Here is a 21,910-nt window from a genome sequence, read left to right as displayed (position 1 = left end):
TCCCCCCGGTCTGCGGCTCCGCAGCGCGGGCGCGCTCGGCCCACCGCCCGCTGCCCACCACCCACCGCCGTCCCGCGACGGACCGCTCCCCCACGGCGCTCCCCGAACCCGGCCGACCCCGCGGAGCGTTTGCTCACCCTTCGGAGCGCTTCGCCGCCACCACGGCGTCGAAGACCTCCCGCTTGGGCACCCCCGCCTCCACGGCGACCGCCGCGATGGCCTCCTTGCGCCGCTCCCCCGCCTCCTCGCGCACCCGTACCCGGCGCACCAGCTCGGCGGCGTCCACTTCCTCGGGCCCGTGGTCCGGGGCGCCCTCGACGACGACGGTGATCTCGCCGCGTACGCCCTCGGTCGCCCATGCGGCCAGTTCGGCCAGCGGACCGCGCCTGACCTCCTCGTACGTCTTGGTCAGCTCACGGCAGACGGCGGCGCGGCGCCCGGTGCCGAACACCTCGGCCATCGCGGCGAGCGTCGCGTCGAGCCGGTGCGGGGACTCGAAGTAGACGAGGGTGCGCCGCTCCCCGGCGACCTCCCGCAGCCGCCCCAGCCGCTCTCCGGCCTTGCGGGGCAGGAACCCCTCGAAGCAGAACCGGTCGACGGGGAGCCCGGACAGGGCGAGCGCGGTGAGCACGGCGGACGGTCCGGGTACGGCGGTGACCTTGATGTCCCGCTCGACGGCGGCGGCGACCAGCCGGTATCCGGGGTCGGACACGGAGGGCATCCCGGCGTCCGTGACCAGCAGCACGCGGGCGCCGCCCGCCAGCTCCTCGACCAGTTCGGGCGTCCGGGCGGACTCGTTGCCCTCGAAGTAGGAGACCACCCGTCCCTTGGGGGTGACGCCGAGCGCCTGGGTCAGCCGCCGCAGCCGCCGGGTGTCCTCGGCGGCGACGACGTCGGCACCGGCCAGCTCCTCGGCGAGCCGGGGCGGTGCGTCGGAGACGTCGCCGATGGGGGTGCCTGCGAGTACGAGGATTCCGGTCACCCCCTCATCCTCCCAGCACCCGGGACCCCACGAGGACGGCCGGCGCCCCGCCCCCGCGCTCGCGCCCCCACCCCGTGCCCGCGCCCCGACCCGGCCCCGCACCCGGTCCGCACGCGCACCCGCCCCTCGCCCGGTGCGGCGGAGCCGGGCGCACCTGGGGCATACCGGGCCCATACCTCCCATGCACGGGACTCGCACAGAGCCATTCCCTACGATGGCGCGGTGACGAGTACCGCGTCCTCCACGGACACCCGGCAGGAACAGCCGCCGCAGGACCAGCAACCGTCGTGGCAGCAGCGGCTCCGCCGTTTCGGCTACACGGCGGGGCCCGGGGGCGACGTCCGCGACCGTCTGGTCCCGCCGTACACGAAGCCGGCCGGAAGACTGTGGACGGCGCTCGGGGCACCACCGGCACTCGGCGAGCGGATCACGCGCTGGTCGGGCTGGGGCGGTCCGCTGCTGGTCACCCTGCTGGCGGGGGTGCTGCGCTTCTGGAACCTGGGCAGCCCCAAGAAGGTGATATTCGACGAGACGTACTACGCGAAGGACGCGTGGGCGCTGGTCCAGCGCGGCTTCGAGGTCAACTGGGACAAGGCCGCGGACAAGCTGATCCTCTCCTCCGGCGGTGACGTCCCCGTCCCGATCGAAGCGGCGTACGTGGTACATCCGCCGGTCGGGAAGTACGTCATCGGGCTGGGCGAGCTGATGTTCGGGTTCGACCCGTTCGGCTGGCGGTTCATGACGGCCCTGCTGGGCACACTCTCGGTCCTGATGCTGTGCCGGATCGGCCGGCGCCTGTTCCGCTCGACGTTCCTCGGCTGCCTGGCGGGCGCGCTGATGGCGGTGGACGGCCTGCACTTCGTGATGAGCCGCACCGCGCTGCTCGACGGGGTGCTGATGTTCTTCGTGGTGGCGGCCTTCGGCTGTCTGGTCGTCGACCGGGACCGGGCGCGGGAGAAGCTCGCGGCCGCGCTGCCCGTGGGCACCGACGGCAGGACCCTGCCGGACGCGCACATCGCCGAGACCGCACGGCTGGGCCTGCGGCCGTGGCGGCTGGCGGCGGGCCTGATGATGGGCCTGGCGTTCGCCACGAAGTGGAACGGCCTGTACATCATGGCCGCGTTCTGTGTGATGGCGGTGCTGTGGGACGTCGGCTCCCGCCGGACCGCCGGCGCCCACCGCCCCGTCCGGGCCGTGGTGAAGCGCGACCTGGGCTGGGCCTTCCTGTCCACGGTGCCGGTCGCCCTGGCGACGTACGTCACCTCCTGGCTCGGCTGGTTCCTCTCCCCGGACGACGGCAGCGGCGGCTACTACCGCGACTGGGCCGTGACCGACGGCAAGGACAGCGCCTGGTCGTGGCTGTTCCCCGACTGGTGGCGCAGCTTCTGGCACTACGAGAACCAGGTGTACGAGTTCCACGTCGGCCTGTCCTCGCCGCACACCTACGAGTCCAACCCGTGGAGCTGGATCGTCGCGGGCCGCCCGGTCTCGTTCGACTACGACTCCCCGGCACCCGGCACGGGCGGCTGCCCGGCCGACGTGGCCGAGAAGTGCGCCCGCGAGGTGCTGGCCCTGGGCACGCCCCTGCTGTGGTGGGTGGGCTGCTTCGCGCTCCTCTACGTCCTGTGGCGCTGGTTCTTCCGCCGCGACTGGCGGGCGGGCGCCATCGCCTGCGGCATCGCGGCCGGCTACCTGCCCTGGTTCTTCTACCAGGAGCGCACGATCTTCTACTTCTACTCCGTCGTCTTCCTCCCCTTCCTGTGCCTGGCGGTGGCGATGCTGCTGGGCGCGCTCATCGGCCCGCCCCGCGCCGGCGACACCCGCCGCGTGGCGGGCGCCACGGCCGCGGGCGTCCTGACCCTCCTGATCGCCTGGAACTTCATCTACTTCTGGCCCATCTACACCGGCCAGGCCATCCCGATCGACGACTGGCGGGCCCGGATGTGGCTCGACACGTGGGTCTAGCCGGACAGACGTACCGGGGGGGGGGGGGGGGGGGGGGGCGCCCCCCCCCCCCCGGGGGGGGGGGGGGGGGGGGCGCGGGGGCGGGGGGGGGGGGGGGCGCCGGGGGGGGGGGGGGGGGGGGGGGCCCCCCCCCCCCCCCCCCCCCCCCGGTCGTTGTGGGCCGCCGGCAGTCCTTTCCTACGCGGCGCCGGGGCCGTCGAGGAAGCGAAGCAGTACGGCGGCCTCGGCGCGGAGCCGCGCGGCTCGGTCGGCGTGCGCGGGCGCAGTCGACTGCGCCGCGATCTCCAGGCGCTCGGCGGCCTCGGCTCGCACGACATCCACCACGCCGCGCTCGCTCAGCTCACGCCGCGCCGCTTCGGTGGCGCCGGCGCCGACCGGCGCATGCTCGATGGCCGAACCGCGGAGCTCGGCTTCGTCCACGGGCACCGCCTCGGCGTTGTCCAGCGCGGCAAGTGTTGCGCGCAGGGCACTCACCGCGGCCTTGTCGCGGGCACGCATCGCTTCCGGCAGTGCTCGGCGCACGAAGACGCACAGACATGCCGGTAATGCCATGGGGCGCACCCGGGCCCACAACGCGATCTACGCGCAGCACCGGACTCACCGCCACCTGAGGCACTTCCCCCCACCACCACCCGGCAAGATCGCGAAGTCGGACTGGGTTACTAGGACATGTCGCTGCCCTGTCGATTGCCGCCCGGGCGGTGGCTCACCGTCATCACGATGAGGCCGGCCACCAGAAGCCCGCTGCCGGACGGGGCCGCCCACTCCCGGATGCCGGGGTCGGTGATCACCAGTCCGAAGACCACCTGACAGCACAGGCCGAAGGCAGCCACCAACTGCCCCCAGCCGTAGAGGCGAACGCGGCGAACGTGGCGCCGGTTCATGGGGAGCACCCAGCCACGGGTAACCGCCGCTACGCCCAAGGCGGCGAGAAGCAGCGCCACCAGAACAGAAGGTATGGCGAGATAGAGCCGCACGGTTCCCCCCTTGCGCGCCGGACCCGCTCCGGACGCCGCCGTGATCATGACATCCGCCGCACTCCGCGTCCACACGCTTCCGTGGCCACGACCTTCCTGCTCGGCCGGGCCGTCACCCGTCGGGTCACGGTCTCCACGGCGATGCAGGACTTCACGTTCGTCGTCTGGGGCGTTCCCGCCCTCATCAACACCATCGACCGGTACCGCGCCGGGTTCGCCGACGCGTCCCTCCCCGAACTGGCCGGCCTCGTCCTGGCCGAGTCCTGGAAGGTCGGCGACGGCCTTCAGCGCTCCGACCGCCATGAGCAGCCCCTCGGAGCCGGCCTGGACTCCCCGTACAGCCGGGGTGAGGACTTCGCGGTGATCGCGGCCGCCCTCGCCCGCAGGATCGACCCCCGAGCCGCCCCGGCCGAAGTGGCCGGAGCCCTGCAGGTCGTCGACCTCCTCTCACGCGCCGCCGACCGGTGCCCGCCCCGGTCCTGACAGCGGGCACCGACGGCTTGTCCGTGCGCGCCGGCCGACAAGTGCCTGCGTGTACGGGTGGCAAACGCCTGCGCACCCGGTGAACTGCCCCGGGCTCGGCATCGGCGGCATGCGGAGGGGGCGGGACGTGCGGGGTCTCGGAGCGTGAACTTCACGCCCGGCGTCCGGGGTTGGGCGGGCTCTCGTCGGTGACGGCCGGCCTCGATCTCCTTTCGGACAACAAAGGGAAACAGTCGCCCCTGCCGTCACTCCTTGTGCGTAGAGTGCTCACTCGCCGAACTTTCTGAACACGTTCAGAAGACGTGGGGGTCCGGCGGGGGAGGGGAAACGCCCGATGGGCAAGGGGGTCAAGACCGCCGTCATCGGTGGTGTGTTCGCGGTGATGGTGGGCGGGGCCGGATACGGGGTCTACAACATCGTGTCGGCGGTGAACGGCGACGGGGGCGGCGGCGGTTCGGACGCGGCCGTGACGAAGAAGTCCGGGCCGCCGGACAAGGAGGAGGTCGAGAAGGCGAGCGGGACGTTCTTCGCGGCCTGGGAGAAGGGGGAGGCAACGCAGGCGGCGTCGTACACGAACGACGCCGAGGGCGCCGCCCCGCTGCTGGCGGCCTACGGTGAGGACGCCCGCATAGCCGACGTCGAGATCACGCCCGGTACGCCCGCCGGCGCCACCGTGCCGTTCCGTGTGAAGGCGACCGTCTCGTACGACGGGAAGTCCGAACCGCTCGCCTACAAGAGCGAGTTGACCGTCGTGCGCGGGAAGAGTACCGGGCGGGCCCTGGTCGACTGGGAGCCGTCCGTCGTCCACCCGGAGCTCAAGGACGGCGACACCCTGGTCACCGGGGAGGCCGCGCAGCCGCCGATCGAGGCCGTGGGCCGGGACGGCACGGTGCTGACGGAGGAGAAGTACCCCTCTCTCGGCCCGGTCCTGGACACCCTGCGCGAGAAGTACGGCGACAAGGCGGGCGGCACCCCCGGCATCGAGCTGGCGATCCGGCACGCCGACGGCTCCGCGGGCGGGGCCGGCGCCGGCGACTCCACGCTGGTGACCCTCGCGAAGGGCAAGCCCGGCAAGCTGCGCACGACGCTCAGCGCGGGCGTGCAGGCCGCAGCCGAGAAGGCGGTGAAGGAGTTCGCCGAGTCGTCGGTGGTGGCCGTGCAGCCGAGCACCGGCGAGGTGCTGGCCGTGGCCAACCACCGCGAGGACGGGTTCGACGCGGCGTTCCAGGGCCGGGTCGCCCCCGGTTCCACCATGAAGATCATCACCGCAGCCCTGCTCATCGACAACGGTGTCGCCTCGATGAACGGCCCGGCACCCTGTCCGCCCACCGCGACCTGGCAGAGCCAGACCTTCAAGAACCTCACCGGCATGGAGCCGAACGAGGGCGCCACCCTCGCCGACAGCTTCCTGCGTTCCTGCAACACCGCCTTCATCAAGCTCATCGACGAGGACCCGCTGACCGACGCCTCGCTCACCCAGGAGGCGCAGGAGCGGTTCGGGCTCGGCCGGGACGACTGGGCGACCGGCGTCGTCTCCTTCGACGGCAGCGTCCCCGCCGTCAGCGGCCCGGACCGCGCGGCGAACGCCATCGGCCAGGGTCAGGTGCAGATGAACCCGCTGAACATGGCGTCGGTGACGGCCACCGCCATCACCGGTACCTTCCGCCAGCCGTACCTCGTCTCCCCGGAGCTCGACGGCCGGCAGCTGGCGCAGGCGAAGGGTCTGCCGGCGGGTACCGCGAGCCAGTTGAAGCAGATGATGCGCCTGACGGCCACCCAGGGCACCGCCGCGCAGGCCATGTCCGGTCTCGGCGGCGACATCGGGGCGAAGACCGGCTCCGCCGAGGTCGACGGCAACGCCACCTCCGACAGCTGGTTCACCGGTTTCCGGGGCGACGTCGCGGCGGCGGCCATGACCCAGCAGGGCGGCCACGGCGGCGACGCGGCCGGTCCGATTGTCGCAGCTGTGCTACGAGCGGGCGGCTGAGCGCGACGCCCGGAAGGCGGGACTCTAGGCTGGGGCCGTCATTGGCCTGGGAGCATCGACGCCCATCGGCCCGGTATGACCATGTGACGGCACGACAGTACGGCCGGCGGCTCGGCGGACTTTGCGGAGGATCGAACAGCAGTGGGCAACAGAAGGCGCGTCGCCGAGCGACGGAAGACCAACCCCGTCGTGCTCGGCGGAGTGATCGCCGTCGTCGTCGGGGGTACCGGACTCGGTGCCTACGCGCTGTTCGGGAGCGGGTCCGGAACCGAGGACGGCACCCGGACATCGGCCACCCAGCAGGCCAGGGCCAAGAGCGGTCCGCTGTCCGCCGCCGAGGTCACCGCCGCGGCCGACCGTTTCCTCACCGCCTGGCAGCAGGGCAAGGTGAGCGAGGCCGCCGATGCCACCGACGACCCGGAGGCGGCCACCGCCCTGCTCACCGGCTACGCCGAGGACGCCCGCGTCGAGGACGTCACCCTCACCGCCGGCGCCCGCACCGGCATCGAGGTCCCGTTCTCCGTCAAGGGCACGGTGGCGTACAAGGAGATCGCCGAGCCGCTGGCGTACGACAGCAGGCTGACCGTCGTACGCCGGGACGGGGACGGCGAGCCGCGGGTCGCGTGGCGGCCCACGGTCGTGCACCCCGACCTCAAGGACGGCGACAAGCTGGTCACGGGCGAAACGGACACCCCGCCGATCAAGGCGCTGGACCGGGACGGCGGCGAGCTGACCACCAAGACCTACCCGTCCCTGGGTCCGGTCCTCGACGGGCTGCGCGAGAAGTACGGCAAGTCGGCGGGCGGCGAGGCCGGCATCGAGCTGCGGGTCGTCCGCGGCAAGGAGTCCAAGAAGGCGGAGGCCTCCGACAGGACCGTGCTGGAGCTGAGCGAGGGCACCCCCGGCACGGTGAGGACCACGCTGGACCCGGAACTCCAGGCGGCGGCCGAGGAGCAGGTGGCCAAGAAGGCCAAGTCGTCGGTGGTGGTGATGCGTGCGTCGACCGGTGAGATCCTCGCCGCCGCGAACTCCTCGCGCGGGTTCAACACCGCGTTCCAGGGGTCGCTGGCCCCGGGTTCGACGATGAAGGTCCTCACGGCCTCGCTGCTGATCGAGAAGGGCCTCGCGTCCATCGACGAGAAGCACCCGTGCCCGAAGTACTCCAGCTACGGCGGCTGGAAGTTCCAGAACCTCGACAAGTTCGAGATCAAGGGCGGTACGTTCCGCGACAGCTTCGGCGCCTCCTGCAACACCGCCTTCATCAGCCAGGCGCCCGAGCTGAAGGACGACGACCTGACCAAGCAGGCCCAGCAGGTCTTCGGGCTCTCGCGCGACGACTGGCAGATCGGGGTCTCGTCCTTCGACGGCTCGGTGCCGGTGCAGAAGGACGCCCCCATGGCCGCCTCCCTGATCGGCCAGGGCGGCGTGCGGATGAACCCGCTGAACATGGCGTCGGTGTCGGCGACCGTCAAGGCGGGCGAGTTCCACCAGCCGTACCTGGTGTCACCGGAGGTGGACGGCCGGAAGCTGGCCACCGCCTCGCGCACCATGTCGGCCGGGACCGCGACGCAGCTGCGGCAGCTCATGTCGTACACGGCGACCAGCGGCACCGCGGCGAAGGCGATGGCCGGAGTCGGCGGTGACAAGGGTGCCAAGACCGGCTCGGCCGAGGTCGACGGGCAGAAGAAGCCCAACGGCTGGTTCACCGCCTACCGCGGGGACCTCGCGGCGGCGGGCGTCGTACAGGCGGCCGGCCACGGTGGCTCCACGGCGGGCCCGATCGTGGCGAGCCTGCTGAAGCTCGGCGGCTGATCGGCGGCAGATCGGCAGCTGTTCCGGGGGCCTCTCCCGGAGCAGCGGGGCCGTCCGTCAGTGCGGGATCGGTTCGGCGGCTGCCGCGGCCACGTGTGTGCGGCGCAGGAACCGCGTCACGGCCTTCGTCTCGAACTGCACCATCGTCACCCCCTGCGCCGAGTGGAACTCCACGATCGTCTGCACACGGCCGCACGGCCACACCCGCACGTCACCGCGGCCCATGGGAGTGCGCAGCCCGTGTTCGAGCAGGTCACGGGGCAGGGTCCACTCGCGAGTGGGGGTACCGGTCAGCCTCACCCACACGGTTCGGGGGTCGCGCTCGGGGTCGTAGACCAGCCTGACCGGCACCGTTCCGCGGTCCAGGGCCTGGGAGGCGTCCGCGTCCGTGACGAGCTGGGCGCGTGCGTACTGCTCGACTACGTTCATGAGTGGCCCCTTACGGTGCGCTACCTGTACGAAAGCCGTATACCCACCCTCCCCCCAATGTCGCACAGATTCCGGAATCCGACTCTCCGCACAGGCACGGTCACGAGCGCGGCCATGGTCGCGGTCACAGGCACGGTCACGGGCGCGGTCAAAGGTGCACCAAGACGAACCACTCGCTCTTGCGACCTTGTTGCAGGAGCGAGCATCATCGAACAGTGCATGTCCCCGACGGATTCATCGACGCCCCCGTGTCCGCCGCCACCGCGGTGGTCGCCGCCGGTGCCGTAGCCGTGAGCCTGCGCGGCGCGCGCCGCGAACTCGGGAGCGAGCGGGCGGCACCGCTGGCCGGCCTCGTGGCGGCGTTCGTCTTCGCCGTGCAGATGCTGAACTTCCCGGTCGCGGGAGGCACCAGCGGTCATCTGCTCGGCGGTGCGCTCGCCGCGATACTCGTGGGCCCCTGCACAGGGGTCCTGTGCGTCTCCGTCGTCCTGCTGATGCAGGCGATCCTCTTCGCCGACGGCGGTCTGACCGCGCTCGGCGTGAACATCACCTGTATGGCGCTCGTCACGACGGTCGTCGCCTACGCCCTGTTCCGCGGGCTGGTGAAGGTGCTGCCGCGCACCCGCCGCTCGGTGACCGCCGCGTCCTTCGCCGCCGCCCTGGTCTCCGTCCCGGCCTCCGCGATCACCTTCACCCTGATCTACGCGATCGGCGGCACCGCCGACGTCCCGATCGGCAAGGTCGCCACCGCCATGGTGGGCGTGCACCTGCTGATCGGGCTCGGTGAGGCCGTGATCACGGCACTGACCGTCGGCGCCGTCCTCGCCGTACGCCCGGACCTGGTGTACGGGGCGCGCGGTCTCGGACAGAAGCTCAAGCTGCGGGTGAACGGCGAGCTGGTCGACGCCCCGGACGCCGGGCCGGTGCCCGCCCCGGACGCCGCCACCCGCTCCCGGCGCACCGTCTGGATCGCCGGGCTGATGACGTCGCTGGTCCTCGCCGGATTCGTCAGCTTCTACGCCTCCGCCGATCCGGACGGCCTGGAGCGGGTCGCCACCGACCACGGCATCGCCGAGCGGGCCGAGGAGCACGCGGCCGCCGACTCCCCGCTCGCCGACTACGGCGTCAAGGACGTCGAGGACGCCCGCCTCTCCGGCGGCCTCGCGGGCGTGATCGGCGTCGGCCTCACCGTCGTCGCGGGCACCGGGGTCTTCTGGGTGGTCCGCCGACGGCGCTCGGACGAGACGTCCGACGCGGCCCCGCCGGCGCACACGAACGCCGGCACCGGCACCGGCACCGGCACCGGCACCGGCAGCAACGTCTGACATGGGCAGCGGCCACGTCCACCGGCTGTACCGGCACGCGCGCTCCCCCGTGCACGCGCTCCCCCCGCACCCCAAGCTCGCCGCGGTCCTCGCCTTCGTGGTGGTCGTGGTGTCCACCCCGCGCGAGGCGATGTGGGCGTTCGGGGCGTACGCGGTGCTGCTCGGCCTCGTCGCGTACGCGGCCCGCGTTCCGGCCGGGTTCCTGCTGGGGCGGCTGCTGATCGAGGTGCCGTTCGTCGCCTTCGCGGTGCTCATGCCGTTCGTCGCGGAGGGCGAGCGGGTCGAGGTCCTCGGCCTGTCCCTGAGCGTCAACGGGCTGTGGGGCGCCTGGAACGTGCTGGCCAAGGGCACCCTGGGCGTCGCCGCCTCCGTCCTGCTCGCCGCCACGACCGAACTGCGCGAGCTGCTGCTGGGCCTGCAGCGCCTGAGGCTGCCGCCGCTCCTGGTGCAGATCGCCTCGTTCATGATCCGCTACGGCGATGTCGTCACGGACGAGATGCGGCGCATGTCGATCGCCCGCCGGTCCCGCGGTTTCGAGGCGCGGGGCCTGAGGCACTGGGGTGTGCTGGCGAAGTCGGCGGGCGCGCTCTTCATCCGCTCCTACGAGCGCGGCGAGCGGGTGCACCTGGCCATGATCAGCCGCGGCTACGCCGGTTCGATGCCCGTCATCGACGAAGTGACCGTCTCCCGGGCGCAGTGGTCGTACGCACTGGCCCTCCCGTCCGCCGCCCTGGTCGTCTGCGTGCTGGGGTGGGTGCTGTGATGGGTCCCGTGACAGCGACTCCTCCGCCTCCTCCCGCGTCCTCCCCTCCTTCTCTGGAGGTCTCCGGGCTCGCTTTCGCCTATCCGGACGGCCACCAGGCCCTCTTCGGCGTCGACTTCTCGATCGTGCGCGGCGAACGGGTGGCGCTGCTCGGCCCGAACGGCGCGGGCAAGACGACGCTCGTGCTGCACCTCAACGGCATCCTGGCCGGCGGTACCGGCACGGTGAGGGTGGCCGGACTGCCGGTGGGCCGGGAGCACATGGCCGAGGTCCGGCGCCGGGTCGGCATCGTCTTCCAGGACCCGGACGACCAGCTCTTCATGCCCACGGTGCGGGAGGACGTGGCGTTCGGTCCCGCGGCGGCCGGGCTCCGGGGCGCCGAGCTGGAGGAACGGGTGGGCCGGGCGCTGGGCCTGGTCGGCATGGACGGGTTCGGGAACCGGCCGCCGCACCATCTCTCCTTCGGGCAGCGGCGCCGGGTGGCCGTGGCGACGGTGCTGGCGATGGAGCCGGAGATCCTGGTCCTGGACGAGCCGTCCTCCAACCTGGACCCCGCCTCCCGCCGCGAACTGGCCGACATCCTGCGCTCGCTGGACGTGACCGTCCTGATGGTCACGCACGACCTGCCGTACGCCCTGGAACTGTGCCCGCGCTCGCTGGTCCTGAGCGACGGAGTGATCGCGGCGGACGGCCGGACGGCGGACCTGCTCGCCGACGACACCCTGATGCGCGCGAACCGCCTGGAGCTGCCGTACGGCTTCGATCCCCGCTCGGTGCCGGCCACACCCCGTTAGGGCCTGTCGCCGCCGTCCCCACGGGGTGAGGAATCCCGGGCGGGAGGCCTCTGTTGCACCCCATGTCGCAGGCGCATGCCCGGCAGCGGGCGAACGGAAGGGATCGACGGACGTGGGCGTCGAGGTGCACGGCACGGTGACCGAGGGCTTCGAGCCCGTCGGGGAAGCGTTCGAAAGGAACTTCGAGCGCCTCGGGGAGCGGGGCGCGGCCGTCGCCGTGTACCGGGAAGGGCAGCGGGTCGTCGATCTGTGGGCCGGCGCGAAGAACGTCGACGGCGGTACCGCCGTCGATGCCGATGGCACCGGCGCCGAGCCGTGGGAGCGGGGCACGGCCCAGATCGTCCGCTCGGCGACCAAGGGCGTCGCCGCCGCCGTACCCCTGCTGCTCCACCAGGACGGCGAGCTGGACCTGGACGCGCCCGTCGGCCACTACTGGCCCGAGTTCAAGGCCCGGGGCAAGGAACGGGTGCTCGTCCGGCACCTGCTGAACCACCGGGCCGGGCTCCCTCTCCTCAACCGCCCGCTCACCCCGCGCGAGGCGCTCGACCCGCTGCGGGGCGCCGAGGCCGTCGCCGCCCAGGCGCCCGTGTGGGAGCCGGGCACGGACCACGGCTACCACGCCCTCACCTACGGCTGGCTGCTGGACGAGCTGGTACGGCGGGTGTCGGGCCGGGGCGCCGGTGCGTGGATCGCGGAGCGGATCGCCGCTCCCCTGGGGCTGGACTTCTGGCTGGGCCTGCCGGACGCGGAGGCCGGCCGGGTGGGCAGGGTCGGCCCGGTCGAGGGACCCGAGCCGTCCGGCGCGCTGCGCGCCCGTCCCAAGCGCTCGGTCACCGAGGCCTACGACGACCCCGCCTCCGTCACCCGCCGGGCCTTCGCCGCGATCGACCCGTTCCCGGACCACAACGACCCGGAGTTCCGGGCGGTGCCCCACCCCGCGGCCAACGGCATCGCGACGGCGGACGGGCTGGCCCGTTTCTACGCCTCACTCATCGGGCCGGTCGACGGCGTACGCCTCTTCGACCCGGCCACCGTCGCACACGCCCGCGCCGAGGAATCGGCGGGCCCGGACCGCGTCCTGATGGTCGACACCCGCTTCGGCCTCGGCTACATGCTGCACGGCAGCGCGTCGCCCTTCCTGGCCCCGGGCTCCTTCGGCCATCCCGGCCGCGGCGGCTCCCTCGGCTTCGCCGATCCGGAGACGGGCATCGCCTTCGGCTACGTCACCAACGGCTTCCGCAGGACCGTGACGGCGGACCCGAGAGCCCAGGCACTGGTACGGGCGGTACGGTCCGCCCTCGACGGCTGATCAGGCACGCGACGGCCGATCAGGCGCTCGACCGCCGATCAGGCGTGGATCGGGTGCGAGATGCGGCCCGACGCCGCGTCGATCTCGTCGTGCGCCTTGGTGAGCAACTGCATCGCAAGTTCGTTCAGCGCCCGCGCACCGGCCACCTCCTCCCCGACCCGGGGCTGATTCGCGTCGGTGTGGTGCCGGGTCGCGCGCCCGTGCCCGCGCACCTCGGTCCCGTCGGGCAACCGGACCATCGCGGCTGCCTTCGTGTGCTGTTCGTCCTCCGTGAACTCCAGCTCGACGTGCCACCCCACGGTGGTGTGCACGGTGTTCGTCATGACGGTCACCTCCGGAAACCTGCTCCCTGGTTCCAGGGTGCGCCCCGCACCGGCCGGGCGCACCTGCCCGGCGCGCGACGCGCTCCTGGGGACGAGCGGTCCGTCCCCACGTGCGGACGTCGAAGCAGCCCGCCCGGCCTACCCCGCGCGCAGCATCAGCCCGATCCCGACGACCAGCAGCCCGGCCGCGGCGATGCGCGGGGCGCCGAAGCGCTCCTTGAAGAACAGGGCCCCGATCGCCGCACCGACGATGACCGAGGATTCCCGCAAGGCCGCGATGGGAGCCAGCTCGGCCCGGGTCTGGGCCCACAGGACGAGTGCGTACGCGGTGACCGACAGTGCGGCGCCGAGCAGTCCGAGGCCGGCGTGCGGCCGGAGCAGGGCGCCCGTCCGCCGCCGCCAGCGCCAGAGGGCGTAGGCCGGGATCACCGTGCCCTGGATCGCCATCAGCCAGGCGATGTAGCCGAGGGGGGAACCGGAGGCGCGGACGCCGAGGCCGTCGACGACCGTGTACGCCGCGATGGTCAGTCCGGTCGCCAGCGCCGCTCCGATGGCCGCCCAGTCGGGCCGGTGCCCGCGCAGCCCCCACAGGGCGACGCCGGTCAGGCCCGCGCAGGACAGGGCGATCCCGGCGGCGGCCCAGCCGTCCGGCACCTCGTGCGCGAAGACGGCGGCGAGGACGGTGACGACCAGAGGCGCGCTGCCCCGGGCGATGGGGTACGCCTGGCCGAAGTCGCCCAGCCGGAAGGACTTCATCAGCAGCGCGTAGTACGCGATGTGGATGGCGGCCGAGCAGAACAGGTACGGCCACGCCCCGGCCGCCGGGAACGGTACGAACGGCACTATGGCCAGCCCGATCAGCAGCCCGCCTCCGGAGATCAGCGCGAACCCGACCAGTTTGTCGGTGATCCTGTGCGCGATGGCGTTCCAGCCGGCGTGGGTGACCGCGGCGAACAGGACGGCTACGGTGACCAGCGGGGTCACTCGGAGCGCTCGCGCACGTCCGTCAGGATGCCGCCGGCGTGGGCGATCAGCGTCTTGGGTTCCATCGGGAAGACGGTGTACGGAGTGCCGGCTGCCGCCCACACGAGATCGTGGTCGAGGAGGGAGCGGTCGGCGAGGACGCGGGTCGTGGTGCGGTGTCCGAAGGGCGGCACGCCGCCGATCGCGTACCCGGTGGTCTCCCGTACGACGTCGGCCTTCGCGCGGGTGACCTTCCGCGCGCCGAGTTCCTGCCGGACCCGTTCCAGGTCCACCCGGGAAGCGCCGTCCATGAGCACCAGCACCGGTACACCTCCCCCGAGATCTCGACTCCCCTCGAGCAGGGGGGACCCCCATGCCGCGAAGATCAGCGACTTGCAGATCTGGCTGAGTTCACAGCCGATCGCGGCGGCGGCCTCGGGGGCGGTACGGGCAGCGTCGGGGAAGCGCCGGACCTGCCCGATCACCTCCGCGAGCCCCATCTCCCGCAGGGCCTCGGCGAATCGGGGGTGGGCCGCGGAGCCCTCATTGTCAGTGGCGGCTGTCGTCATGCGGGGCACGCTAGCGGTCGCCGCAGGGGGCGGGCGACCGAGTTGTCCCCGTCGCCGGGCACGTCGGGCGCGCAGGGAAGCCGGTGAGGGCTCCCCGTCCCCACGGGGCCCTCACCGGCTGGTTCTGCGGTGTGGTGCGGCTGTCAGACGCGGACCAGGTCCCGGTCGTCCGGACTGCCGCCCTTCTTGTCGGCGTCGGTGCGCAGACCCTCGCCCTCGACGTCCACGTTGGGCAGGGCGCGGTCCAGCCACTTCGGGAGCCACCAGGCCTTCTTGCCCAGCAGAGCCAGGACCGCCGGCACGATCGCCATGCGGACGACGAACGCGTCGAAGAAGACGGCGATGGCGAGACCGAAGCCGATCATCTTGACCATCGACTCGCTGGAGCCGATGAAGCCGGCGAAGACCGCCATCATGATCACCGCGGCCGCGCTCACCACACGGGCGCCGTGCCGGAAGCCGGTCACCACGGCCTCGTCCGGCTTCTCGCCGTGGACGTAGGCCTCCCGCATCCGGGTCACGAGGAACACCTCGTAGTCCATGGCCAGTCCGAAGACCACGCCGACCATGAAGATCGGCATCATCGACATGACCGGGCCGGTCTCCTCCACGCCCATCAGGCCGGACAGCCAGCCCCACTGGAAGACCGCGACCACGGCGCCCAGTGCGGCCATCACCGAGAGGAGGAATCCGAGGGCCGCCTTGAGCGGGACCAGGACCGACCGGAAGACCACGATCAGCAGCAGGAACGCCAGTCCGACGACCAGGGTCAGGTACGGGACGAGCGCGTCGTTGAGCTTCTGCGACACGTCGATGTTCATCGCCGTGGCACCGGTGACCAGGACGTCCGCGCCGGTGTCGGCCCTGACGTCCGCCCCGGCGTCCCGGATGTCGTGGACCAGGTCCTCGGTCGCCACGGACGAGGGCTTGGAGTCCGGGACGACGGTGATCGTCGCCGTGTCACCGGCCTTGTTGGGTGCCGCGGGGCTCACCGAGACGACGTCGTCGAGCGCCTTGATGTCGTCGCCGGTCTGCTGGAAGACGGCGTCCGGGTCGTCGCTGTTCCTGGCGTCGACCACGACAACGAGCGGGCCGTTGAATCCGGGGCCGAAGCCTTCGGAGAGCAGGTCGTAGGCGCGGCGCTGGGTGGTGGACGTCGGCTGCGAGCCGTCGTCGGGCAGCCCCAGTTCCAGGGAGGACGCCGGGATGGCCGCCGCGCCGAGGCCGACGACGCCGAGCAGGAGCACGGCCACGGGGCGCCGTACGACGAAGCGCGCCCAGCGGGTGCCCAGGTTCTGGCGCTGCGCCTTCTCCTGCGCCGTCCCGTTCTCCTTCTCCCCGTCCTCGCGCCCGCGCCGCCTGCCCTTCTCGCCGGCCGCGCGGACCCTGCGGCCCGCGTACCCGAGCAGCGCCGGGACCATGGTGAGGGCGATCAGGACGGCGATGGCGACCGTGCCGGCGGCGGCGATGCCCATCTTGGTGAGCATCGGGATGTTGACGACCGACAGGCCGACGAGGGCGATGACGACCGTGAGGCCGGCGAAGACGACGGCGGAGCCCGCGGTGCCGACGGCGCGTCCCGCCGCGTCCTCGCGTTCCCGGCCCTCGGCCAGTTCGGCGCGGTAGCGGGAGACGATGAACAGCGCGTAGTCGATGCCGACGGCGAGGCCGATCATCGTGGCCAGGATGGACGTGGTGGAGCCGAGTTCGAGGGTCGAGGCCAGCGCGGTGATGCTCGCGACGCCGATGCCGACGCCGATGAGCGCGGTGAGCAGGGGCAGACCGGCCGCGACCAGCGAGCCGAAGGTGATGACCAGGACGACCGCGGCGACACCGATACCGATGATCTCGGTGGCACCGGTCTCCGGGACGGCCTGGAGCGCGTCACCGCCGATCTCCACGGTCAGGCCGGCGTCGCGGGCCCCGTCGGCGGCGGTCTCGAGGGAGTCGCGCGAGGATTCCTCCAGCTCCATGCCGGAGACCTGGTAGCTCACCGAGGCGTAGGCGACGGTGCCGTCCTTGCTGACGCCTCCGCCCTTGTACGGGTCGGTGACGCGGGCGACCTCGGAGCCGTCGGAGAGTTCCCCGACGGTGTCCTGGACGATCGCCTTGTTGCCGGCGTCGGTCATCTTCTCGCCGGCGGGCGCCTTGAAGACGACGCGTGCGGTCGCTCCGTCGGCACTGGCACCGGGGAAACGTTCCTCCAGCACATCGAAGGCCTTCTGGGCCTCGGTACCGGGGATGGAGAACGAGCTGTTGCCCGCGACGGGTGCGCCGGCCGCGCCGACGCCCGCGAGCGCCAGCAGCGCCACCCAGAACAGGGCTGTGAAGTGCCGTCGCCTGAAGGCGAAACGGCCGAGTCGGTAGAGCAAAGTGGCCACGAGGGAGTACTCCCGGTCAGGTCGTGGATGCTTCAGGGCAGGGGAGATCAGCCCGACGACGATGGGGGTACCACCCATGCCCTTAAGGCAATGGGGGAGGTGGCGTCCGTCAGGTGGAGGTGAGGGGAAGGGTGGTACCGAGGTGGGGGATGGTGCGGGAAAAACAGGTGGTGCGGGAGATACGGGTGGTGCGGGAGATACGGGTGGTGATCGCCGACCGTCGGGGTGCGCCGGTCAGCGAGGGGACACGCCGAGGGCGGGGAGCACCACGGCGTCGATGTACGAGATGAGGAACTCCCGCGTGGGCGGCCGGTCGTCGATCAGCGCCCGCGTGGCGAACGCGCCGACGAGCATGTGCACCATGTAGTCCAGCGCCGGGTTGTCCGCCCGGACCTCGCCGCGCTCGATCGCGCGCCGGACGATCCCCTGGAACTCCGCGACCTCGGGCTCCACGAGCAGGGCCTTGAAGGCCCGCCGCAGGTCCTCGTTCGTCTGCACTGCCATGGCGAGCGCCCGCATCAGGGCCGCGTTCTGTTCCATGACGCAGTCGTCCTGGCCGATGAGGCCGTGCAGGTCGCCCTGAAGGGAACCGGTGTCGATGTCGCTGATGACGCCGGGCTTCTGGCTCCGCATGGCTCTCACCACCAGCTCGGCCTTGCCGCCCCACTGGCGGTAGAGGGTGGCCTTGCTGGACCGGGTGCGGGCGGCCACGGCGTCCATGGTGAGGGCGTCGTACCCGACCTCGCGAAGCAGGTCGAGCACGGCCGCGTACAGCTCGGCCTCGCGCTCGGGGGTGATCCGGCTGCGCCGCACGGTCGCGACCTCGGCCATCCCGCTCACCTCCCGCTCCTTCGTCCCTGTCGGACGTACCACCGCGTCACACGACACGCGTCGGTACACATACTGCCGTACGTCCGCCGTCGCCTACGTGGTTTCGCATGCGACCTCGTGCGCGGATTCGTACATGACGAATGTACCCAAGGCCCTATGAGAACGAAACCGTTTCGTACGTGTGCTGGGTCACGTCCGGAGAACCGTCATGGTTTCGCACGAGTTGCTGTGGCCCGCCCCCCGGAAAAGCATGGGGTGGTGAGCTATCTGCGCCTGCCCCACCTCAACGGTGACCTGCTGTGCTTCGTGGCCGAGGACGATCTCTGGCTCGCCCCGCTCGACGCCCCGGGCGGCCGGGCCTGGCGGCTCACCGTCGACCGCGCCAAACTCGGCCACCCCCGCTTCTCCCCCGACGGCCGCCACATCGCGTACACGAGCTGGCGCAGCCTCGCCCCCGAGGTCCACCTGGTCCCGGTGGACGGCGGCCCCGGACGCCGGCTCACCTACTGGGGCACCTCCGACACCCGGGTCTGCGGCTGGGCGCCCCCGAACGGGGACGGGGACGCCGAGATCCTCGCCGTCGCCTCGCACGGCGAGCCGTTCTCGTACTTCACCTGGGCCTACAAGCTCTCCTCCGACGGCAGCCCGGGCCGCAAACTGCCCTGGGGCCCGGTGACCGACCTCCAGGTCGCCGACGTCGGCGGGGAACGGCAGACCCTGCTGCTCACCGGCACCCCGCCGCACGAACCGGCCTCCTGGAAGCGGTACCGGGGCGGGGCGACGGGCAGGCTGTGGCTGCACGGACGGCGGCTGCTCAACGGGACGGACAAGGCCGCCGAGGGGACCGGTGGCACCGGTGCCGTCGACGGGCATCTGCACTCCCCGATGTTCGTCGGCGGCCGGGTCGCCTTCCTCTCCGACCACGAGGGCGTCGGCAACCTGTACTCCGTGGCGTACGACGGCTCCGACCTGCGCCGCCACACCGATCACGACGCGTTCTACGCCCGCCACGCCTCCAGCGACGGCAGCCGGGTCGTCTACCAGTGCGCCGGTGACCTGTGGATCGTCGACGACCTGTCCCCGGGCTCCGTGCCGCGCCGGCTCGACGTCAGGCTGAGCGGGCCGCGCGCGGGGCGACGGCGCTACCAGGTGCCCGCCGCCCACCACCTGGACGGCATCTCCGTGGACGAGACGGGCCGGGCCAGCGCCGTCGTCGTACGCGGCAGCCTGTACTGGCTCACCCACCGCGACGGCCCCGCCCGCACCCTCACGGACACCCCGGGCGTACGGGTACGGCTGCCGGAGATGCTCGGCGCGGGCGGCCGAGTGGCCTACGTGACGGACGCCGACGGCGAGGACGCCATCGAGATCGCCACCCTGCCCCGGGCGAGCGGCCAGCGCCCCGCACGGCGGCTGGCCTCGGGGAAGCTGGGCCGGGTGCTGGAGATGGTCGCCGACCCGGGCGGCGGGCGGCTGGCCGTCGCCTCCCACGACGGGCGCCTGCTGCTCGTCGACACCGGCGAGGAGGGCGGGGAGGCGGAAGAGGACGCGGCGGAGACGGAGGGGACGGAGGCCGAGAACGCCGAGAGCGGTGACGGCGGGGGCTCCGGCGAAGGTTCCGGTGGCGGGGCGGCCCCCGGCGCCCGGGTCACCGAGCTGATCCGGTCCGTCAACGGCCCCGTGCGCGACCTCGCGTTCTCGCCCGACGGCGGGTGGCTCACCTGGTCGCATCCCGGCATCGGGCGGTCGCTGCGGCAGATCAAACTGGCCCGGATGAAGGACCGGCTGGTCCTCGACGTCACCAACGGCCGCTTCGAGGACGAGAACCCGGTCTTCACCCGGGACGGCCGCTACCTGGCCTTCCTGTCCTGGCGCGGCTTCGACCCGGTGTACGACGTGCACACCGGCGACCTGTCCTTCCCGCTGGGGTGCCGCCCGTACCTGGTGCCGCTGTCGTCGGCGACCCCCTCCCCCTTCGCCCTCAGTCCCGAGGGCCGGCCGGCCGCCGGGGGCCTCGACCCGGTGGAGGCCGAGGACACCGAGGACCTCGGTGACAGCGGCGCGGTCGCCGTCGAGATCGAGGGCCTGGAGAACAGGGTCACCCCCTTCCCGGTCGCCGCCTCCAAGTACTCGGCGCTGCATCCGGTCGCGGGCGGCGGGCTGGTCTGGCTGCGCTGGCCGATCTCGGGCGCGCTCGGCGAGACCTTCGCCAACCCGGACGACACCAGCGGCCGGCCGACGCTGGAGCACTTCGCCATCAGCAGGGCGAAGAAGTCCGAACTCGTCGAGCACCTCGACTTCTTCGCGGTCAGCGGCGACGGCACCCGGCTGGTCGTCGCGGACGAGGGCGAGCCGCGCGCGGTGCCCGCGACCGAGCCGGGCGACAGCGACTCCACCGTGTGGATCGACGTCCGCCGCATCCTGCACGAGGCCGACCCGGGGGCCGAGTGGCGGCAGGCGTACGAGGAGGCCGGGCGGCTGACCCGGTCCTACTTCTGGGAACCCGGCATGTGCGGAATCGACTGGGACGCGGTGCTCGCCCAGTACCGCACGCTGGTCGAACGGGTCGCCTCCCCCGACGAGTTCGCGGACCTGCTGCGCGAACTCCTCGGCGAACTCGGCACCTCCCACGCCTACGTCACCGCCGCCCGCCGCAACGAGGGCCCGCCGCACTACCAGCGCCGTCAGGGCTTCCTCGGCGCCAACCTCGTGCCGCGCGAGCGCGGTTGGACGGTCCAGCGGATCCTCCCCGGCGACTCCTCGGACTCCAGGGCCCGCTCCCCGCTGGCCGGGACCGGCATCCGCGAGGGCGCCGTCCTCACCCATGTCGACGGCCGTCCGGTGGACCCGGTCACCGGGCCCTACCCGCTGCTCGCGGGGGCGGGCGGTACGACGGTGGAGCTGACGTTCGCCCCGGCCGAGGGCGCGGGCCCGCCCCGCAGGGTCGCCGTGGTCCCGCTGATCGACGAGCGTCCGCTGCGCTACCAGGACTGGGTGGCCAAACGGCGTGTCGTGGTACGGGAGTTGAGCGGCGGCCGGTGCGGCTATCTGCACATCCCCGACATGGGCGGCTCGGGCTGGGCCCAGTTCAACCGCGACCTGCGCATGGAGGTGTCCCGCCCGGCCCTGATCGTGGACGTGCGCGGCAACGCCGGCGGCCACATCAGCGAACTCGTCGTGGAGACACTGACCCGCACCATCCTCGGCTGGGACCTCACCCGCGACGCCCAGCCCGTGTCGTACGCGGCCAACGCCCCGCGCGGGCCGGTGGTGGCCCTCGCGGACGAGGCGACCAGCTCCGACGGCGACATGATCACGGCCGCGTTCAAGCTGCTGAGGCTGGGGCCGGTGGTCGGGCAGCGCACCTGGGGCGGGGTGGTCGGCATGACCGGCCGGCACCGGCTGGGGGACGGCACGGTGATCACGGTGCCGATGAACGCGGCCTGGTTCGACGCGTACGGCTGGTCGGTGGAGAACAAGGGTGTCACCCCCGACCTGGAGGCCCTGCGCACCCCGCTGGACTGGGCGGAGGGCCGGCACGCCGTACTGGACGACGCGGTCCGACTGGCCCTGGAACTCCTGGAGTCCGAGCCCCCGGCCGTTCCCCCGACCTACAGCGACGTCCCCGACCGCTCCCGCCCGAAGCTGCCGCCGAGGGCGACGTGAGGAAGGGGCGCCTCCGCCGAGGCGCCCCTTCCCGCTTCAGTACGTCACATCAGGCGTCGTAGTCCTGGTGACGACGTTCCTCGGACTCCTGCTGCCGCCGGCGCTGCGGGTCCTCCGGCTCCTCCTGACGGCCGCGGCCGCGCTTCTGGGACTGCTCCCGGGCCTCGCCCATCTTCTGCTTGGCCTGGTCCTGCATCTGCTCGGCCTTGTCCTGGAACTTGTCCTTCATACCCATGTGGGTTCACTCCCGTTGGGGTGTGGGGGCTGTTGCCCGACCAGATTCACACGGGCGGTCACCCTGCGCATGTCGATCAGTCACGCAGCGTGCTCCGGGGACGTTCCCGCAGGTCC

19 protein-coding genes are annotated in these 21,910 nt (G+C 72.5%); 9 read left to right on the top strand and 10 right to left on the bottom strand.

The window, feature by feature from the left end; all coding sequences use genetic code 11:
* Positions 1-133 precede the first annotated feature (133 nt).
* A complete protein-coding gene (gene rsmI, locus ACIF80_RS11105) occupies positions 134-982 on the bottom strand; it encodes a 16S rRNA (cytidine(1402)-2'-O)-methyltransferase (protein ID WP_399802229.1) in 849 nt (282 codons plus the stop codon).
* Between the two features lie 222 nt (positions 983-1,204).
* Here rsmI and ACIF80_RS11100 point away from each other — a divergent pair, with 222 nt between their 5' ends.
* Positions 1,205-2,947, top strand: a complete 1,743-nt coding sequence (locus tag ACIF80_RS11100) for a dolichyl-phosphate-mannose--protein mannosyltransferase (RefSeq protein ID WP_399802226.1) — start codon at positions 1,205-1,207, stop codon at positions 2,945-2,947.
* Positions 2,948-3,124: 177 nt separating this feature from the next.
* On the opposite strand, the gene ACIF80_RS11095 is transcribed toward ACIF80_RS11100, so the two are convergent.
* Both ACIF80_RS11095 and ACIF80_RS11090 read right to left on the bottom strand, forming a co-directional pair.
* Entirely contained in the window at positions 3,125-3,445 is a 321-nt protein-coding gene (locus ACIF80_RS11095) for a hypothetical protein (protein ID WP_399802648.1), read from the bottom strand.
* 164 nt (positions 3,446-3,609) lie between these two features.
* The gene (locus ACIF80_RS11090; RefSeq protein ID WP_399802224.1) at positions 3,610-3,924 is read right to left on the bottom strand and encodes a hypothetical protein; all 315 of its coding nucleotides are present in this window, start codon (positions 3,922-3,924) and stop codon (positions 3,610-3,612) included.
* Between the two features lie 81 nt (positions 3,925-4,005).
* Between ACIF80_RS11090 and ACIF80_RS11085 the strand changes: the two genes are divergently transcribed.
* The 3 genes from ACIF80_RS11085 to ACIF80_RS11075 all read left to right on the top strand — a co-directional run bounded on the left by ACIF80_RS11085 (position 4,006) and on the right by ACIF80_RS11075 (position 8,206).
* Complete coding sequence (locus tag ACIF80_RS11085; protein ID WP_399802223.1) at positions 4,006-4,407, top strand: hypothetical protein; 402 nt, start codon at positions 4,006-4,008, stop codon at positions 4,405-4,407.
* A gap of 334 nt (positions 4,408-4,741) precedes the next feature.
* Positions 4,742-6,394, top strand: coding sequence for a penicillin-binding transpeptidase domain-containing protein (locus tag ACIF80_RS11080; RefSeq protein ID WP_399802220.1), 1,653 nt, complete (start codon positions 4,742-4,744; stop codon positions 6,392-6,394).
* Between the two features lie 141 nt (positions 6,395-6,535).
* A complete protein-coding gene (locus ACIF80_RS11075) occupies positions 6,536-8,206 on the top strand; it encodes a penicillin-binding transpeptidase domain-containing protein (RefSeq protein ID WP_399802217.1) in 1,671 nt (556 codons plus the stop codon).
* 57 nt (positions 8,207-8,263) lie between these two features.
* Here ACIF80_RS11075 and ACIF80_RS11070 read toward each other — a convergent pair whose 3' ends face one another.
* Complete coding sequence (locus tag ACIF80_RS11070; protein WP_399802214.1) at positions 8,264-8,635, bottom strand: SsgA family sporulation/cell division regulator; 372 nt, start codon at positions 8,633-8,635, stop codon at positions 8,264-8,266.
* A 215-nt stretch (positions 8,636-8,850) separates the two neighbouring features.
* Between ACIF80_RS11070 and ACIF80_RS11065 the strand changes: the two genes are divergently transcribed.
* The 4 genes from ACIF80_RS11065 to ACIF80_RS11050 all read left to right on the top strand — a co-directional run bounded on the left by ACIF80_RS11065 (position 8,851) and on the right by ACIF80_RS11050 (position 12,826).
* A complete protein-coding gene (locus tag ACIF80_RS11065; RefSeq protein ID WP_399802212.1) occupies positions 8,851-9,960 on the top strand; it encodes an energy-coupling factor ABC transporter permease in 1,110 nt (369 codons plus the stop codon).
* A 1-nt stretch (position 9,961) separates the two neighbouring features.
* On the top strand, positions 9,962-10,723 hold the full coding sequence (gene cbiQ / locus ACIF80_RS11060; protein WP_399802209.1) for a cobalt ECF transporter T component CbiQ: 762 nt from the start codon (positions 9,962-9,964) through the stop codon (positions 10,721-10,723).
* Positions 10,723-11,517 carry an energy-coupling factor ABC transporter ATP-binding protein gene (locus ACIF80_RS11055; RefSeq protein WP_399802207.1) on the top strand — a complete coding sequence of 265 codons (795 nt, stop codon included), beginning with the start codon at positions 10,723-10,725 and terminating at the stop codon, positions 11,515-11,517. The genes cbiQ and ACIF80_RS11055 overlap by 1 nt, the downstream gene beginning before the upstream one ends.
* 112 nt (positions 11,518-11,629) lie before the next feature.
* Positions 11,630-12,826 carry a serine hydrolase domain-containing protein gene (locus ACIF80_RS11050; protein ID WP_399802204.1) on the top strand — a complete coding sequence of 399 codons (1,197 nt, stop codon included), beginning with the start codon at positions 11,630-11,632 and terminating at the stop codon, positions 12,824-12,826.
* A gap of 38 nt (positions 12,827-12,864) precedes the next feature.
* Here ACIF80_RS11050 and ACIF80_RS11045 read toward each other — a convergent pair whose 3' ends face one another.
* The 5 genes from ACIF80_RS11045 to ACIF80_RS11025 all read right to left on the bottom strand — a co-directional run bounded on the left by ACIF80_RS11045 (position 12,865) and on the right by ACIF80_RS11025 (position 17,893).
* On the bottom strand, positions 12,865-13,149 hold the full coding sequence (locus tag ACIF80_RS11045; RefSeq protein ID WP_399802201.1) for a DUF1876 domain-containing protein: 285 nt from the start codon (positions 13,147-13,149) through the stop codon (positions 12,865-12,867).
* Between the two features lie 138 nt (positions 13,150-13,287).
* Positions 13,288-14,133: an EamA family transporter gene (locus tag ACIF80_RS11040; RefSeq protein WP_399802199.1), complete on the bottom strand. Its 846-nt coding sequence runs from the start codon at positions 14,131-14,133 to the stop codon at positions 13,288-13,290.
* Positions 14,130-14,681: a YbaK/EbsC family protein gene (locus ACIF80_RS11035; RefSeq protein WP_399802197.1), complete on the bottom strand. Its 552-nt coding sequence runs from the start codon at positions 14,679-14,681 to the stop codon at positions 14,130-14,132. Before ACIF80_RS11035 ends, ACIF80_RS11040 begins: the two co-directional genes overlap by 4 nt.
* Positions 14,682-14,824: 143 nt before the next feature.
* Positions 14,825-17,062, bottom strand: coding sequence for an MMPL family transporter (locus ACIF80_RS11030; RefSeq protein ID WP_399802645.1), 2,238 nt, complete (start codon positions 17,060-17,062; stop codon positions 14,825-14,827).
* Positions 17,063-17,296: 234 nt separating this feature from the next.
* Positions 17,297-17,893 (bottom strand): TetR/AcrR family transcriptional regulator, encoded by a 597-nt coding sequence (locus ACIF80_RS11025; RefSeq protein ID WP_399802642.1) that lies wholly within the window; start codon positions 17,891-17,893, stop codon positions 17,297-17,299.
* A gap of 258 nt (positions 17,894-18,151) precedes the next feature.
* Here ACIF80_RS11025 and ACIF80_RS11020 point away from each other — a divergent pair, with 258 nt between their 5' ends.
* Positions 18,152-21,559 carry a S41 family peptidase gene (locus ACIF80_RS11020; protein ID WP_399802195.1) on the top strand — a complete coding sequence of 1,136 codons (3,408 nt, stop codon included), beginning with the start codon at positions 18,152-18,154 and terminating at the stop codon, positions 21,557-21,559.
* A 49-nt stretch (positions 21,560-21,608) separates the two neighbouring features.
* Here the strand turns inward: ACIF80_RS11020 and ACIF80_RS11015 are convergent, their stop codons facing one another.
* Complete coding sequence (locus ACIF80_RS11015; RefSeq protein ID WP_399802193.1) at positions 21,609-21,788, bottom strand: hypothetical protein; 180 nt, start codon at positions 21,786-21,788, stop codon at positions 21,609-21,611.
* Between the last annotated feature and the right edge of the window lie 122 nt (positions 21,789-21,910).

The sequence above is a fragment of the Streptomyces sp. NPDC085927 genome (assembly GCF_044540975.1).
GTDB classification, from domain to species: Bacteria; Actinomycetota; Actinomycetes; order Streptomycetales; family Streptomycetaceae; genus Streptomyces; species Streptomyces hirsutus.
The sequence above is the reverse complement of the archived record's forward strand: the minus strand, read 5'-3'. Positions and strand labels throughout refer to the sequence as shown.